Here is a 15,595-nt window from a genome sequence, read left to right as displayed (position 1 = left end):
CCGGTACCCTGCTCTCCGTGGACATGCGTACGGTCGCCGAGCAGCTCGCCTTCAACCCGCTGAACGCGAAGGATCTGCTACACACCTTCGGTCTGTTCGGCGTCTGGGCGATCATGTTCGCCGAGACCGGCCTACTGGTCGGGTTCTTCTTCCCCGGCGACTCGCTGCTGTTCCTGGCCGGGGTCGCGGCCTCGCCGGTCGCCGACTCGATCTTCGGTCCGGGCACCCAGATCTCCTACACCGGTCTGCTGATCGGCGCACCGATCTGCGCGATCCTCGGCGCTCAGCTCGGGCACTGGCTGGGCGCGCGCTACGGCCGGCGCATGTTCGAGAAGCCCGACTCCAAGCTCTTCAAGCGGGAGTACGTGGAGAAGGCCGAGTACTACTTCGAGAAGTTCGGCCCGGCCAAGGCGGTGGTGCTGGCCCGGTTCATCCCGATCGTCCGCACGTTCCTCAACCCGGTCGCGGGCACGCTGGGCATGTCGGCCGGCAAGTTCCTCCTGTGGAACGCGGTCGGCGGCATCATCTGGGCCGACGGCGTGTTGATCATCGGGCACTCGCTGGCCCAGCAGATCTACGACGCCATCGGCGACAAGATCGACCACTACATCCTGCCGGTGGTCGCGCTGATCGTGCTGATCTCGCTGCTCCCGATCCTCATCGAGATCATTCGAGAGCGCCGGGCGAAGAAGCGCGGCGGCGATGCCTCTAGCCTGCAGAGCAGCAGCGCGGCCTCCGGCGGGCCGGACGCCGCCGCCGCGATCGGTGTGGTCGCCGCGGCCAGCATCGCCGGCCTGGCCGAGGCCGTACGCGATGAGGACGATGAAGACGACCGGCAGCCGCCGAGGTCACACCGCCGTTGAGCGGTCGTGCTCAGACCGTGACGCGGTCGAGCCGGTTCACGAATTCGTCCGGGCAGTCCCGCAGGTTTTCCAGCCGGCCGGCCTGAACGGCACGATAGGTCAGCTGGGCGGCTTCCTCGAGGTTGCGGGCCCGCTTGTGGGCCATCTCGACCGAGTCGCCGAGGACCACGCTTCCGTGGTGGCTGAGCACCAGGCAGTCGGTGCCGTCGGCCGCCATCGCCGCGGCCAGGCTCGCCAGCTCGATGCTGCCCGGCAGGCGGAACGGCACCGTCGACACCCGTCGCAGATAGAAGGCGTGATCGGTGGTCACGATCCGGATGTGTTCGCCCAGGGCGTCGAGCAGCAGCGCCGTCTGCGGGTGCAGGTGGACGATCGCGTTGACGTCGGGCCGGGCCCGGTAGAGGGCGAGGTGCAGCGCGAGCTCACTGGTCGGCTCGATCCGCGGCGCCGTCTGCTGGGCCGTCTGCTGGGCCGGGACGTTGCCGACCGTGGTCGGCGCGCCGTCGGAGGCCCGCACAGCGGTGAAGGTGGTGCGGCTCAGCCGGTCGAGCCAGCTGCCGGCGGCCGTGACCCAGATGGCGTCCTCGTCGGGGATCCGGGCGGACAGATTGCCACCGGAACCACAGACGAGACCGGCCTGGACCACGTCGTACCCCACGTGCGCGAGTTGATCGCGCAGGTCGCCGGGAACGTAATTCACCCGTTTCTCCTCGGGTCCTGGGGGTGGACTGGAGACGGAGTCGTCGGCCTGGCGTCACGCGGTCTTCAGGTGACGCCAGGCGTTCCCTTTACGGGTGCGGTCAGCGCGCCTTCTTCGTAGCCCGCTTGCGCGGCGGGGTAAGCAGGTCGGCGATCGTCGCGATGGCCGACGGGACCAGGCGGTAGTACGCCCAGACACCCCGCTTTTCGCGCTCCAGCAGACCGGCCTCGGTGAGGATGCGCAGGTGATGGCTGACCGTCGGCTGCGAGAGCCCGAGAGGAGCGGTCAGGTCACACACACAGGCTTCGCCGTCCGTTGCGGACTGAATAAGGCTGAGCAGCCGCAGCCGGGCCGGATCGGCGAGTGCCTTCAGCACTCCCGCGAGCCGCTCGGCGTCGGCACGTTCAATTGGCTCGCCGGCAAGCGGCGAGATCTGAGGCATTGTCATTTCCGCCAACGCAGTTCCCACGATCTCCATCCTTCCACCAACTGCATCGATTCTCCTGCATGTGCGCAGGAACGAACCGGCTAACTTTCAGGCCGTAAGGCCGAGATCAACTGCCGTCTCGGTCGATCGATGGACAGCCGGTAACCCGGCCCCCTGACCAACCTTTACGGCGACACCGACTTCGGTCTCTGCCTCCTGCAACGCCTCAGCCGCCGTCTGGTCGCTGCCCATCCGTGTCGAGCTCTCGATCCCCGCCCCCGGAGTGAGACGCCCCACATTGTCAATTCGTCGATCTGTTTCGAGCCACTGATCCGGTTTTCCGGTGACTCTTACCACCTAGCGGTTGTCGTGCCACCACCCTGCGCGATCTTCTAGACCGGGTACCTCGGACCCAGAAGTTCACGACCCGATGAAAGCACGGCGCCACGCTCTGCGACGGTCAATTCAGTGATGAATTTACCCAGGTCGTGGCGTGCTTCCATGTATCGAGCGTACTGGCTGGAACGAAACCGGAACCTTTCGCCCCACCGGGCCCGAAGGGAACGATTGACCCGCAAGCCTGAGAGGATCTGAAAACAAAGTTTACGGTTCAGGCGGTCCCTTTCGCCCGTTCCGGAAAGCATCGATGCAGCTCAAAGCCCGTATGTCTCGCGTCACATGAGGCGGGCGCGACAGATCACCCGGACGGGGGGCTGAGAAGGTCCTGTGAATCGTGTGACGGGACGTTTACCCATCCAGCAAAAAAACCCCTCCGACCGGCCAGGGCAGAGATATCCGGACGACCGAAAGGGGGACAACTTGGGGGGTCAAACGTACCCGTTCGGGTGACCCACGATCGTCTATGTGTTACCACTCGACCGGGGACTAGTCGGACGGCCGCTTCCAGTACTCGTCCTCCGAGGCCGGAGCCTTGCCGACGGCCGGCGGGGCCTCCGATGGGATCGCTCCCGGGCCGGCGTCGCCGACCACCGGCCGACCGTTATCGGCCGCCGTCGCGCCATGGTAGCTCGCCTCATCCGACCCCGAAGCCGCCCCGGACGGCGCCGAAACGGCCTCCCCGGCGGTCATTTCGGAAGCCGTCGGTGCCGCATTCTCATCACCGGAATCACTCTCCCGGGGTGCCTCGACCCCAGTTTCCGAAACCCCGGCGGCCGCCGACCGCTCCTGATTACCGCCATCGCCCGCACCGAAGGCGCCGCCGACGGGCCCTGAAGCAGCCGCACCGCTCCCGCCGACCGGCCCCTGGTCGACACCGCCGGCCTGGCCCGGATGGCTGCCGGGGGCCGCGTATTCGCTCGGCTGACCCGGGTAGCCACCCGGATAGCCGGGCTGCCCAGGGTAGGTGCCGGCGTGGCCCGGCTGGCCCGGGTAGGCGGCGTAGCCGGGCTGCCCGGCGGCGTTACCCGGCCCGGGGAACCCCGGCTGCCCTTCCCCCGGCCCAGCCGGCTGACCCGGCGCCGCGTATCCAGCGTGATCCGGCGCCGCATGGCCAGGCTGGCCGGGCACGGCATGGCCAGGCTGGCCGGGCACGGCATAGCCAGGCTGGCCGGGCACGGCATAGCCAGGCTGGCCGGGCACGGCATAGCCAGGCTGACCCGGCGCCGCGTATCCAGGCTGACCCGGCGTCGGCGCGGCGTAACCCAGTTGCTCGGGGGCCGAGGGCGGGTAGCCAGGCTGGCCGGGAGCCGGCGCGGAGTAGCCGGACTGACCCGGCGCCGAAGCCGCGTAACCCGGCAGGCCGGACGTCGGGGCCGCGTAGCCGGACAGGCCGGACGTGGGGGCGGGATAGCCGGGCTGGCCCGGAGCCGGATAGCCGGGCTGCGCCACCCCCGGATAGCCGGGCTGAGCGGGATAGCCGGGCGGATATGACCCGCCGTAGACCGGCGGCATCTGCGCGCCGGCCGGCATGCCGAGGAAGAAGGCGCGCGGTGCGCGCAACACCAGGACCAGAACGATCGCGTACGCCACGATCTGCGCCACCGCGAGCCCGACGTTGGTGCTGATCCACCCGCCGGGGTACGCACCGCTCAACCGCTCGCCCAGCGACCCGGCCGGCTCGTTCCCGCTCCGCTCCAGGCCCACCGTGATCGCCGCGATCGCGCCGCCGAGCACTCCGAGCGCGCTGATCACCAGCGTCGCGATGCGGGCGCCGTTGCTGCCGCGGCGCAATCCCACCCCGAGCACGACGTAGAGCGCGAACAGGATGACCGCCACGGCCAGCGCGACCGCGGCCCCGAGCCAGATCACCGACACGTAGGTGTCGATGTCGTCGCTGCCGGCCACCCCCGAACGGAACCGGTGCACGACGCCCGGCACGACCGCGAGCGTGACGCCGGCGTAGATCAGCCCGGCCGTGGCCATCACCCAGAGCAGGGCGGACGCGGCGGTCACCACCGACGGCGGGCCGCTCGGTTGTGGCGGGGCCGGCGCCGGTGCGGTGGGCTGCGGCGGCTGGGCTGGGTACGACATCGACGACTCCCCGCGGATTGTCCGTTGGGCAAGAAACTACCCGCGCTCGCCGGCGAGCGCGGGTAGACGGTCGGAGCTGCGATCAGGCCGGCGGCCGGGATCCCTCATCGGGGTCGGCCGGCGGCTGCTGATCCCGGTGGGGCGGCTGGTCCGGCGAACCGGGCTGGCCGGGGTGGGGCGGCTGGTCCGGCGAACCGGGCTGGCCCGGATAGGGCGGCTGAGCCGGCGAGCCCGGTGCACCCGGCTGCCCCGGGTAGGGCTGGCCCGGGTAAGGCTGGCCCGGGTAAGGCTGGCCCGGGTAAGGCTGGCCCGGGTAAGGCGGCTGAGCGGGCGACCCAGGAGCGCCGGGCGGCCCGGGGTAGGGCTGGCCCGGGTAGGGCGGCGCGCTGCCCGGAGGCGGCGGCGGGGTGCCGGGGCCACCCGGGTACGGCGGAAGACCGGGAGCCGGCTGACCGGGCTGCCCGTAACCACCGGGCTGCGGCGGCTGGCCGGGCGCCGGCTGACCGGGCTGCCCAAAGCCGGGCTGCCCATGACCGGACTGCCCGTAACCGGACTGGGGAGGCTGGCCGGGCGCCGGATAGGGCGACTGACCCGGGGCCGGGTAAGGGGGCTGACCGGGCGCGGGGTACGGCGACTGGCCCGGGGCCGGATAAGGCGACTGGCCAGGCGCGGGGTACGGCGACTGGCCGGGCTGGCCGGGGTAGCCAGGCTGGCCGTAGGCGCCCGGGTAGTACGGGTCGAAGCCGGCCGGCTGCTTGCGGAAGAACTGGTTCGAGGCCGGCAGCGCGAGCAGGATGATCACGGCCAGGACCGCCAGCAGCGAGACCACCGCGATCGTGACCGTGGTGCCCTCGTACCAGGAGGGGAGCGCCGCGTTGATGCGGTCCTGGACCTCGGCCGAGGACGGCCCGCCGCTCGTGGTGTCGCTGGTGTTGACCGAGCTAACCAGGGCGTTGCTGCCCAGGCCGGCGCCGAAGCAGCAGAGGGAGAGACCGCCGACCACCCAGGTGATGATGCGGGCGACGTTGCGGCCGCGGCCGTCGAGGATGCCGAGCACGGCCAGACCGCCGGCGAACAGCAGGCTGATCACCGCGCCGATGACCGAGCTGACCGCGGCGATGCCCTCGGCGCCTTCGACGCTGGTGCCTGCGTAGGCGTCCTTGATCGCGTCGGAGATCTTCGGGTAGACCGAGAAGGCGACGATCGCGTCCACCAGCTCGAAGAACGCGACGAGGAACAGCAGGTACATGGCGACCGTGACGATCGTCGGTCGCGACTTCGGCGCCGGTGCGGCTCCGGGGTATCCCGGGTAGGTCGGAACGGTCACGATTCCCCCTTATAGATCCACTTACGGTATCGGTCGGTCGCCATATCCGCGACCGCGGGGCGAGCACCGGCCGGCTGCGGCAACATCGGGCGACGATGACGGAAATATCCGGAAATAGGTCGCCTGATCAGGGGGCGACACGAGTCGACGCCCCGACCTATAGTTCCCTCCGTGGCGCCGAGCGGGCAGCAGAGAGCTTCCGCGACGCCGCGTGCCCGCATCACGGGTCGCCCGCCCCGCCACCGCATCGCCGGGGCCGAGGCAGACCGCATTCGGGCGCCAGATCCCTGAGCGCCGGCCGCGTGACCACGCCGCGGCGGCCCCAAGACCTGTTAAGGACCGGTGAGTCCCATGCCACACGCCGACACACTGACCGTCGTTCACCATGACGACACGAGGACCAGGTTCAAAGACGTCCGCTATCAGCTCCACCGCGACGGCATCCGCATCTGGTCCTCCGACGGAGAACACCTCGTCACCGACGTACTGATGACGCAGGCCTACCGCCAGCGGGAGGCGACGCAGTAAGCAGTGAAGAAGGCCCCGGGAGAAATCCCGGGGCTTCTTCATGGGTGAAATCAGCCGCGGAAGACCGTCAGCCCGTCCTTGGTGTCGCGGAGGTCGGCGACCACCGTGTCGCCGTCGCGGATCTCGCCCGCCAGCAGCGCCTTGGCCAGCGAGTCGCCGATCGCCGACTGCACGAGCCGCCGCAGCGGCCGGGCGCCGTAGATCGGGTCGTAGCCGTGCTCGCCCAGCCACTCGACCGCGGGCCGGGTGACCTCGAGCGTGAGCCGCCGCTCGGCGAGCCGGGCCCGGAGCCGCCCGAGCTGGATGTCGACGATCGCCGCCAGGTCGTCCTTGGTCAGCGCGTGGAAGACCACGATGTCGTCGAGCCGGTTGAGGAACTCGGGCTTGAAGTGGGCCCGCACCACCGCGAGCACCTCGTCGCGGCGCTCCTCGTCACCCATCGTGAAGTCGGCCGCCTGCGACCCCAGGTTGGAGGTCAGCACCAGGATCGCGTTGCGGAAGTCGACCGTCCGCCCCTGGCCGTCGGTGAGCCGCCCGTCGTCGAGCACCTGGAGCAGCACGTCGAAGACGTCGGGGTGGGCCTTCTCCACCTCGTCGAGCAGCACCACGCTGTAGGGCCTGCGGCGCACCGCCTCGGTCAGCTGGCCGCCCTCCTCGTACCCGACGTAACCGGGAGGGGCACCGACCAGCCGGGCCACCGAGTGCTTCTCGCCGTACTCGCTCATGTCGATGCGGACCATCGCCCGCTCGTCGTCGAAGAGGAATCCGGCCAGCGCCTTGGCCAGCTCCGTCTTGCCGACACCGGTCGGACCGAGGAAGAGGAAACTACCGGTCGGACGGTCGGGGTCGGCGATGCCGGCGCGCGAACGGCGTACGGCTCCGGCGACGGCCGCGACGGCCTCGCTCTGCCCGACCACCTTGGCCTGCAGCGACTCCTCCATCCGGAGGAGTTTGTGGGTTTCGCCCTCCATCATCCGGCCGGCCGGGATGCCGGTCCACGCGGAGATCACCTCGGCGATGTCGTCGGCCGCGACCTCCTCCTTGACCATGGGCGGCTCGGCGGAAGCCTCCTCATCGGCCGCGGAGGCGGTGGCCAGCTCGTGCTCCAGCGCGGGTATCTCCTGATATTGCAGCCGCGACGCCGTCTCCCACTCGGCGTCCCGCTGGGCACGCTCGAGCGAGGCCTTGACCTCGTCGAGCTTCTTCTTCAGCTCGCCGACCCGGTTGAGGCCGCCCCGCTCGCGCTCCCACCGGGCGTTGAGCGCGGTCAGTTCCTCCTCGCGGTCGGCCAGGTCACGCTCGAGGCGGTCCAGCCGGTCGCGGGAGGCCGGGTCGGTCTCCTTGTCGAGCGCCAGCTTCTCGACGCGCATCCGGTCGACCTGCCGCTGGAGCTGGTCGAGCTCGACCGGCCGGGAGTCGATCTCCATGCGGAGCCGCGACGCGGCCTCGTCGATCAGGTCGATCGCCTTGTCGGGCAGGAACCGGTCGCTGATGTAGCGGTCGCTCAGGCTGGCTGCCGCGACGAGCGCGCCGTCGGTTATCTGTACGCGGTGATGAGCCTCATATCGGCCCTTGAGCCCGCGCAGGATGCCGATCGTGTCCTCGACCGTCGGCTCGCCGACCACGACCGGCTGGAAGCGCCGCTCGAGGGCCGGGTCCTTCTCGATGTGCTCGCGGTATTCGTCGAGCGTGGTCGCGCCGACCATGCGCAGCTCGCCGCGGGCCAGCATCGGCTTGAGCATGTTGCCGGCGTCCATCGAGCCCTCGCCCTTGCCCGCGCCGACCACGGTGTGCAGCTCGTCGAGGAACGTGACGACCTGCCCGTTGGAGTTGCGGATCTCCTCGAGGACGCTCTTGAGCCGCTCCTCGAACTGTCCGCGGTATTGCGCGCCGGCCACCATCGCGCCCAGGTCGAGCGAGACCAGCCGCTTGTCGCGCAGGGTCTCCGGCACGTCACCGGCCACGATGCGCTGGGCCAGGCCCTCGACGATCGCGGTCTTGCCGACACCCGGCTCGCCGATCAGCACCGGGTTGTTCTTGGTGCGCCGGGAGAGGACCTGCACGACCCGGCGGATCTCGGTGTCGCGCCCGATGACCGGGTCGATCTTGCCGTCGCGGGCGAGCGCGGTCAGGTCGACGCTGTATTTCTCCAGGGCCTGGTAGGTCTGCTCGGGATCGGCGGTGGTCACCCGGCGTTCGCCGCCGCGCACCTGCGGATAGGCCGCGACGAGCGCCTCCTCGGTGGCTCCGACGTCCTTGAGGACCTGCCCGACCGGCCCGCCGACCCGGGCGAGCCCGCCCAGCAGGTGCTCGGTCGAGACGTATTCGTCGCCGAGCGGCTTGGCGATGAGCTCGGCCTCGCCGATGGCGTTGACGAACTCGCGCGAGAGGCTGGGCTCGGCCCGGCTGGATCCGCGGGCCGAGGGCAGCTGCTCGATCGCGCGCACCGCGGCCCGCCGGACGTCGGCCGGGTTGGCCCCGACCGCGCGCAGCAGCGCGGGGGCGGTCGATCCGCCCTGGTCGAGCAAGGAAAGCAACATGTGCCACGGTTCGACCGTGGCGTGGCCGCGCCGCCCGGCGTCGGCGACCGCTCCGGTGATGACGTCACGGCTCTTGGTGGTCAGACGTTCGGCGTTCATCCGCTCCCCTGGGCTTCCCGCAAACTTGAGCGTTGTGCGCTCAACTCTAGAGCCCCGGAGCGCCATCGACAACGCGGATCGGAAGACATCTCCGGGTACGGTAACGACTTGTGAGCCCGCCGCCCTTTACCCTCGCCCGGCGGCTGCTCCCGCTCGGCCTGGCCTTTCTCGCCGCCGGGCTGTCGCTCGCGCTGGTCGGCCCGTTCCTCGCACTGTTTCTCGCCACCTCGGTCGACGCCGGCCCGGTCAAGGTCACGGTCTTCCTGGTCGCCGGCCCGCTGGCCGGCGTGGCCTCGTCCTGGGTGATCGGCCGGCTCTCCGACCAGCGGCCGATGCGCCGCCTCTTGCTGATCATCGCCGCGGTGGCCGGCGTGATCGGCTGCGGGCTCACCGCGGTGATCCGCGACTACTGGACTCTGCTCGCGCTCACGACGACGGTCACGGCGGTCGCCGGGGCACTCTTTCCGCAAACCTTCGCGTACGCCCGGGAAGTCCTGCAACGCGACGACCCGGCCCGGGCCGCGCTGGGGATCAGCGCCCTGCGCACGGTTTTCTCCCTCGCGTACGTCGGTGGGCCGCCGATTGCCGCGCTGCTGCTCGGCCACGGCGGCTTCACCGCGGTCTTCGGCACCGCCGCCGCCATGTACGCCCTGGCCGCCTTCGTCGCGTTCGGCTGGCTGTCCGAAGTAGAGGCGCCGGCCGTCGACCCGGAACAACCGCCACCGGTCCCCGCACCGGCCGCCCCGCGGGTCACGATCTGGCTGACCGTGCTGGCGTTCACCCTGATGCAGGCCCCGATGGTGCTCGGCGTGCAGGCGCTGGCCCTGTTCATCGAGCACGACCTGCACGGCTCGGTCGGCAGCGCGGGGCTGATCCTCGGGCTGTGCGCCGCCCTCGAGATTCCGCTGATGCTCGGGTTCGGACTGCTGACGCGCCGGATCTCCGTACGCGCCCTGATCCTGGCCGGTTCCGCCTGCGGGGTGATCTATTCGGCGATCGTGTTCGGCGCGCCCGCGGTCTGGGTGCTGCTCGCGGCCCAGATCGTCAACGCGCTCTATATCGCGTCGGTGTCGAGCCTCGGCATCACCTACGTGCAGGACATGATGCCGGCCGAGCCGGGCCGGGCGACCACATTGTTCACCAACACCTTCCCGATCGGGCAGATCCTGGCCGGCCCGCTGCTCGGCCTCGCCCAGCACACCGACTACCGCTGGGCGTACGCCATGAACTTCGCGTTGTGCCTGCTCGGCGTGCTGTTGCTGCTGGTGACCCGGCCCGCCGCAAGTGGATCGACGCTACGGTTGAGGCGTGCGCGTGCGAGTGGAGCAGACGTCCCTGCCGGGGATAGGCGTCCGGCATGACCTGGTCACCGCCTCCGGCCGGACGGTCGGCGTGGTCTCGCACCGCAACGGCCGCCGCGACCTCGTGCTGTACGCCGAGGACGACCCCGACGCCTGCCTCGCCTCGATCCCGCTGACCGACGACGAGGCGTCCGCGCTCGCCGACGTGCTCGGCGCGTCGCTGATGCTCAGCCAGCTGGCCGGGCTTCGCCAGCAGGCGGCGGGGCTGCTCACCGAGCAGATCGCCCTGCCCGCCGGCTCGCCGTTCGTGGGCCGCAAGCTCGGCGACACCCGCGCCCGCACCCGCACCAGCGCGTCCATCGTCGCGGTGCTGCGCGACCGCGACGTGATCGCGTCGCCCGGCCCGTCCTTTGTCTTCGAGGCCGGCGACGTGGTGGTCGCCGTCGGCACCCGCGAGGGGCTCGACGGCGTCGGCGCGATCCTCGCCGGCGACTAGGCCGGCCCATGCACGTAACGACCCTGCTGATCGAAGTCGGGGCGCTGCTGTTCGCGCTCGGCATGCTCGGGCGGCTGGGTCGCAGCGTCGGCCTGTCGCCGATTCCGCTCTATCTGCTGGCCGGTCTCGCGTTCGGGCGCGGCGGGCTGCTGCCGCTGTCGGCCAGCGAGGAGTTCATCCGGGTCGGCGCCGAGATCGGCGTGGTCCTGCTGCTGGTCATGCTGGGCCTCGAATATTCGGCCGACGAGCTGGTCGGCAACCTGCGGGCGGCCGCTCCGGCCGGGCTGCTCGACGCCGCGCTCAACGCGCTGCCCGGGGCCGGTTTCGCACTGCTGCTGGGCTGGGACTGGCGGGCCGCCCTGGTGCTGGCCGGCATCACCTGGGTCTCCTCCTCCGGCGTGATCGCCAAGGTGCTGGGCGACCTGGGCCGGCTCGGCAACCGGGAGACCCCGGTGATCCTCTCGGTGCTGGTCATCGAGGATCTCGCGATGGCCTTCTATCTGCCGGCCGTGACGGCCGTGCTGGCCGGGATCGGGCTGGCCGGTGGGCTGAAGGCACTCGGCGTGGCCGTCGTCACGGTCATCGCGGTGCTGGTCGTGGCGATCCGCTACGGCAGCACGATCAGCCGTCTCATGTCGGTACGCGACCCCGAGGCTCTACTACTCAGCGTGCTCGGCCTGACCCTGCTGGTCGGCGGCGTGGCGGCCGAGCTCAAGGTGTCGGCCGCGGTCGGCGCGTTCCTGGTCGGCATCGCGATCTCGGGCCCGGTCGCGCACCACGCGACCGAGATGCTGTCTCCGCTGCGCGACCTGTTCGCGGCCGTCTTCTTCGTGTTCTTCGGCCTCTCGACCGACCCGCGCGACATACCGCCGGTGCTGCTTCCCGCCCTTGGACTGGCCGTTCTGACGATGTTGACCAAGGTCGTGACCGGCTACCTGGCCGGCCGGCGGGTCGGCATCGCGCTGCCTGGCCGGTTGCGGGCGGGTCTGGCCCTGATGCCCCGCGGCGAGTTCTCGATCGTGATCGCCGGACTGGCCGTCGCGTCGGGCGTGCAACCGCGGCTGGCGCCCCTCGCGACCGCCTACGTATTGATCACGGTAGTGTCCGGGCCGCTGCTCGCCCGCCTCCCCGACTACGTCTGGTTCAAGACACTTGTTCGCCGGCGAATGGCTGCTCAGCGGGCACTTCAGTAACTCTGAAGATCAACTGCCTCGATGGCAGCACTATGTTACTTCCCAGTATCCGAATGTGATCCGTAGAGACTTTCATCTCCCGCCTCAGGCGCGCTACCGTTCCGGACCGACGACTGTGTGTTAGCGGGGATTCTTAGGGAGGCGGTAGCGTGGCAGTGCGTGAGTCGACTTTCTACGGATTCTCCAACCCGGCCGACCCTCGGCCGGAGGAGATTCAGGCGTGGGCCTACCACCCGGAGTCGGTGCCGCTCGACAGCATGCCCCCGGACTGGGACCTTCTGATCGCCGGAGACGTGCTGGCGCCCACGCTCTTCGAGCTGGCGATGGACCGGCAGTGCCCGGCCCGGCGTTTCGCCCAACACTGCATGTACATCTACGCCGCTGACGGAGTGCGACAAAACGCGACCAATCAGCGCAAGCGGCGGCTCAAGAAGTACGTCGAGCGGGCCGAGGAGGTCGGCGACGAGCCGATGTCCATCTGGGCCCACAACTGCCGCGTGCTGATGAACCGCCCCGAAGTCTTCGAATACGCCGAGTGGATCGAGGGCGGCCTCGTCCGCCACCCCCGCCGCCTCGGCATCTTCGGTCGCTAGCCGGCCAGATCACCCGCCGGGCCGTTCTCGCGGCCGGGCGATTCCGCGTGGCCGGTGGATATCCCGGCGCCATTGTCGTACCCGCCTGCTTCACTCGACCCCACCCGAAACAGGGGTGGGGGGCCGCCGGCTGCCGATCAGCCGGTCGGCATGCTGCTGAAGAAGTCGGCCAGGCGGCGGCCCGCGCCCGGCTGGAACAGGTCGACCAGATTGCGCATGGACTCCTCGGCTGCCCCGCGCGCCCGCGGGAACATCGCACTCTCGTAGGCGCCGAGTGCCGCCTCGAGGTCGGCCGGGTGCGCGACGATCGCCCGCGCCAGCTCGGCGGCGTCCTGCATCGCCAGGTTGGCGCCCTCGCCGGCGAACGGTGACATCAGGTGGGCGGCGTCCCCGACCAGGGTGACCCCGGGCACGCGGGGCCAGCGCTGCCCGATCGGCAGGGCATAGATCGGCCGGGGGATCAGCGCGCCCTCGCTCTCCGACACCAGGGACCGCAGGTCGGCGTGCCAGTCCGGGAACAGGGCGAGCAGCGACTCGCGGCTGACCTCGCCGCCGGTCGCCCACTCGGCCGGCTTCTTGATCGCGACGTAGACGCAGAGCTCGTCGTCGCTCTCGCGGTGGGCCAGGAAGCCGCGCTCGTCGTCGAGGGCGAAGAGCATGCCGTCGCCGACCACGTCGGCCAGCCGCGGGTGGTCGGCCCGGGCCCGCGGCACCCGGATCTCGACGAATGAGAGCCCGGCGTAGACCGGCTGGTCGCCGGTGAGCAGCGGCCGCACCCGCGACCAGGCCCCGTCCGCCCCGACCAGCAGCTCGGTCGTCTCGGTGGGCCCGCCGGCGAAGGTCAGCTCGTAGCCGCCGGAGGTCGGGCGGACCCCGGTGACCCGGGCACCCCAGCGCACCGTGCCCTCGGGCAGCGAGTGGAGCAGCAGGTCGCGCAGGACGCCGCGGTCGATCTCGGGCCGCCGGCCGTCGCCCGGCTGGTCGAGCAGCACCGCGCCGTGTTTGTCGAGCACTCGGCTGGCGTCGCCGCCGGGCAGGACCGCCGACTGGAACTCGGCGAACAGGCCGGCCGCGCGCAGCGCCATCTGACCCGACTCCTCGTGCATGTCGAGCATGCCGCCCTGGTGGCGGGCGGCCGGTGAGGCGTCAAGGTCGTAGACGACGGTTTCGACGCCGTGCACGCCGAGCACGCGGGCCAGGGTCAGACCGCCGAGTCCGGCGCCGACAATCGTGATCATTTTTGGTCTCCCGTAGCTGGAGGGCGGGGGGAATGCCCAAAGCTCACGGTACAAGAACGAGTTCTTGACGAACATGTTCGTCAAGACACAAAAGAAAGGCGGCCAGGCCACCTTTCTCCAGCTACCTACTTGTTGTCGGCCGAGCGGCGCGGGCGCCAGACGACCAGGGCGGTCGACGGCGGCTCGTGCCGCACCAGATCTCCCCGGGTGTACGGGCTCTCGAGCTGGGCGATCCGCGTGTACGCCTCGTCGAGCTGGTGCTCGAGCTCGCGCAACCGCTGCTGGAGATCACCGACCAGCTGCTCGAGACCGATGATCCGCTTGATGCCGGCCAGGTTGACGCCCTCTTCCTGGCTCAGCTTCTGCACTTCGCGCAGCAACGCGACGTCGCGCTGGCTGTAGCGCCGGCCCCCGCCACCGGCCCGGCCGGGCTGAACCAGCCCGAGCCGGTCGTACTGCCGGAGTGTCTGCGGGTGCATCCCGGCCATCCGAGCGGCGACCGAGATGATCAGCACCTTGGCCTCCGAGGACTGCTCCACCGAGATGTTGAGCTCTTCATACATCGGGCCCACCTCCTGCTGCGGGTCAGCCGGCCCGGCGCAGGCGCGCCTCGAGCCGTTCACGCCCGATCGGCGGAGTCAGCTTGGCGAACCGCTCCAGCGCATCCCGGGCTTCCCCCGTGACACCGTCGGGCACCTGGACCTCGACGGTGACGATCAGATCTCCCGACTTGCCGTCCTTGCGGGCGACCCCCTTGCCGCGCGCCCGCAGTTTGCGGCCGCTCGGCGTGCCCGGCGGCACCCGCAGGGTGACCGGGCTGTCCAGCGTGGGCACTCGCAGGTCGGTGCCGAGCACCGCCTCGGCGATCGACACCGGCACGGTCAGTGTCAGGTCGTCGCCGCTGCGTCCGAACAACTCGTCGGGCCGCACGTTGACCTGCACATAGAGGTCACCCGCGGCACCGTTGCGCTCGCCCGGCTCGCCCCGGCCCGAGAGCCGGATGCGCTGCCCGTCGGAGACCCCGGCCGGGAACCGGACGTTGATCGTGCGGGTCTTGGTGACCCCGCCCGTGCCCCGGCACTCCGGGCACTTCTCGTCGACGATGCTGCCCGCGCCCTGGCACTCGCGGCACGGCTCGGAGAAGCTGAACGAGCCCTGGTTACGCGAGGTCAGGCCGGAACCCTGGCACTGCGGGCACGTGCGGGGCTGGGTGCCCGGCTTGGCGCCGGTGCCGTGACAGGTGTCGCAGGCACCCGGCGACCGCAGCGTCAGTGGCAGGGTGGTGCCGCGGACCGCCTGCGCGAAGTCGAGCGTCACCTCGGTCTCCACGTCGCGTCCGCGCTGCGGGCCGCGCCGGGCCGGGCCGGTGGGCCCGCCGCCGGAGAAGATCGAGCTGAAGATGTCGGAGAAGCCGGCCCCGCCGAACCGCCGGTCGCCGGCCGAGCCGGCGCCGGTGCCACCGGTGAAGCCGCCGAACAGGTCGGAGGGGTCGAACTGGCCGCCGCCCGACCGGGCCCCGCGCCGGAACGCGCCCGAGCCGAACAGCGAGCGCATCTCGTCGTATTCCTTGCGCTTCTTGTCGTCCGAGAGCACGTCGTACGCCTCGGACGCGGCCTTGAACTTCTCCTCCGCCTCCCGGTTGTCGGGATTGCGGTCGGGGTGCAGGTCGCGGGCCAGCTTCCGGTACGACTTCTTGATCTCGTCGCTGGAGGCGGACTTGCTCACACCAAGTACGGAGTAGAAGTCCTTTTCGAGCCAGTCCTTCGAGCTCATCTCGTCCGCCCCCTTCAGTGGCCGGTC

At 70.6% G+C, this 15,595-nt stretch carries 14 protein-coding genes; 6 read left to right on the top strand and 8 right to left on the bottom strand.

Translation table 11 applies throughout. From position 1 onward, the window contains the following. Nucleotides 1-23 precede the first annotated feature (23 nt). A complete protein-coding gene (locus AB0M88_RS01680) occupies nucleotides 24-863 on the top strand; it encodes a DedA family protein (RefSeq protein WP_364093966.1) in 840 nt (279 codons plus the stop codon). 10 nt (nucleotides 864-873) lie between these two features. Here the strand turns inward: AB0M88_RS01680 and AB0M88_RS01675 are convergent, their stop codons facing one another. From AB0M88_RS01675 to AB0M88_RS01660, 4 genes are all read right to left on the bottom strand, one after another. Continuing rightward, nucleotides 874-1,563: a class II aldolase/adducin family protein gene (locus AB0M88_RS01675; protein WP_364093819.1), complete on the bottom strand. Its 690-nt coding sequence runs from the start codon at nucleotides 1,561-1,563 to the stop codon at nucleotides 874-876. Nucleotides 1,564-1,663: 100 nt separating this feature from the next. Continuing rightward, nucleotides 1,664-2,041, bottom strand: a complete 378-nt coding sequence (locus tag AB0M88_RS01670) for a metalloregulator ArsR/SmtB family transcription factor (RefSeq protein ID WP_092549981.1) — start codon at nucleotides 2,039-2,041, stop codon at nucleotides 1,664-1,666. A gap of 834 nt (nucleotides 2,042-2,875) precedes the next feature. Continuing rightward, nucleotides 2,876-4,480 (bottom strand): hypothetical protein, encoded by a 1,605-nt coding sequence (locus tag AB0M88_RS01665; RefSeq protein WP_364093816.1) that lies wholly within the window; start codon nucleotides 4,478-4,480, stop codon nucleotides 2,876-2,878. Nucleotides 4,481-4,562: 82 nt separating this feature from the next. Continuing rightward, nucleotides 4,563-5,807, bottom strand: a complete 1,245-nt coding sequence (locus AB0M88_RS01660; protein WP_364093814.1) for a hypothetical protein — start codon at nucleotides 5,805-5,807, stop codon at nucleotides 4,563-4,565. 351 nt (nucleotides 5,808-6,158) lie between these two features. On the opposite strand from AB0M88_RS01660, the gene AB0M88_RS01655 reads away from it, so the two are divergent. Then, nucleotides 6,159-6,335 carry a hypothetical protein gene (locus AB0M88_RS01655; RefSeq protein ID WP_364093812.1) on the top strand — a complete coding sequence of 59 codons (177 nt, stop codon included), beginning with the start codon at nucleotides 6,159-6,161 and terminating at the stop codon, nucleotides 6,333-6,335. Between the two features lie 50 nt (nucleotides 6,336-6,385). Here the strand turns inward: AB0M88_RS01655 and clpB are convergent, their stop codons facing one another. Next, on the bottom strand, nucleotides 6,386-8,974 hold the full coding sequence (gene clpB, locus AB0M88_RS01650) for an ATP-dependent chaperone ClpB (protein WP_364093809.1): 2,589 nt from the start codon (nucleotides 8,972-8,974) through the stop codon (nucleotides 6,386-6,388). 110 nt (nucleotides 8,975-9,084) lie between these two features. Here clpB and AB0M88_RS01645 point away from each other — a divergent pair, with 110 nt between their 5' ends. From AB0M88_RS01645 to AB0M88_RS01630, 4 genes are all read left to right on the top strand, one after another. Next, nucleotides 9,085-10,335, top strand: coding sequence for a sugar efflux transporter (locus AB0M88_RS01645; protein ID WP_364093806.1), 1,251 nt, complete (start codon nucleotides 9,085-9,087; stop codon nucleotides 10,333-10,335). Continuing rightward, nucleotides 10,283-10,771: a cation:proton antiporter regulatory subunit gene (locus AB0M88_RS01640; protein ID WP_364093805.1), complete on the top strand. Its 489-nt coding sequence runs from the start codon at nucleotides 10,283-10,285 to the stop codon at nucleotides 10,769-10,771. Before AB0M88_RS01645 ends, AB0M88_RS01640 begins: the two co-directional genes overlap by 53 nt. An 8-nt stretch (nucleotides 10,772-10,779) precedes the next feature. Next, nucleotides 10,780-11,964, top strand: a complete 1,185-nt coding sequence (locus AB0M88_RS01635) for a cation:proton antiporter (RefSeq protein ID WP_364093803.1) — start codon at nucleotides 10,780-10,782, stop codon at nucleotides 11,962-11,964. A 149-nt stretch (nucleotides 11,965-12,113) separates the two neighbouring features. Next, a complete protein-coding gene (locus AB0M88_RS01630; RefSeq protein WP_364093800.1) occupies nucleotides 12,114-12,557 on the top strand; it encodes a hypothetical protein in 444 nt (147 codons plus the stop codon). Nucleotides 12,558-12,694: 137 nt separating this feature from the next. Here the strand turns inward: AB0M88_RS01630 and AB0M88_RS01625 are convergent, their stop codons facing one another. From AB0M88_RS01625 to dnaJ, 3 genes are all read right to left on the bottom strand, one after another. Continuing rightward, nucleotides 12,695-13,795 carry an NAD(P)/FAD-dependent oxidoreductase gene (locus AB0M88_RS01625; RefSeq protein WP_364093797.1) on the bottom strand — a complete coding sequence of 367 codons (1,101 nt, stop codon included), beginning with the start codon at nucleotides 13,793-13,795 and terminating at the stop codon, nucleotides 12,695-12,697. A gap of 125 nt (nucleotides 13,796-13,920) precedes the next feature. Further along, entirely contained in the window at nucleotides 13,921-14,358 is a 438-nt protein-coding gene (locus tag AB0M88_RS01620) for a MerR family transcriptional regulator (RefSeq protein WP_364093796.1), read from the bottom strand. A gap of 22 nt (nucleotides 14,359-14,380) precedes the next feature. Next, nucleotides 14,381-15,568 (bottom strand): molecular chaperone DnaJ, encoded by a 1,188-nt coding sequence (gene dnaJ, locus AB0M88_RS01615; protein ID WP_364093793.1) that lies wholly within the window; start codon nucleotides 15,566-15,568, stop codon nucleotides 14,381-14,383. Between the last annotated feature and the right edge of the window lie 27 nt (nucleotides 15,569-15,595).

This window comes from Actinoplanes sp. NPDC051411 (assembly GCF_040682075.1).
In the GTDB taxonomy this organism is placed as follows: domain Bacteria; phylum Actinomycetota; class Actinomycetes; order Mycobacteriales; family Micromonosporaceae; genus Actinoplanes.
Note: the sequence above shows the minus strand (reverse complement) of the source record. Positions and strands in the feature narration are given on the sequence as shown.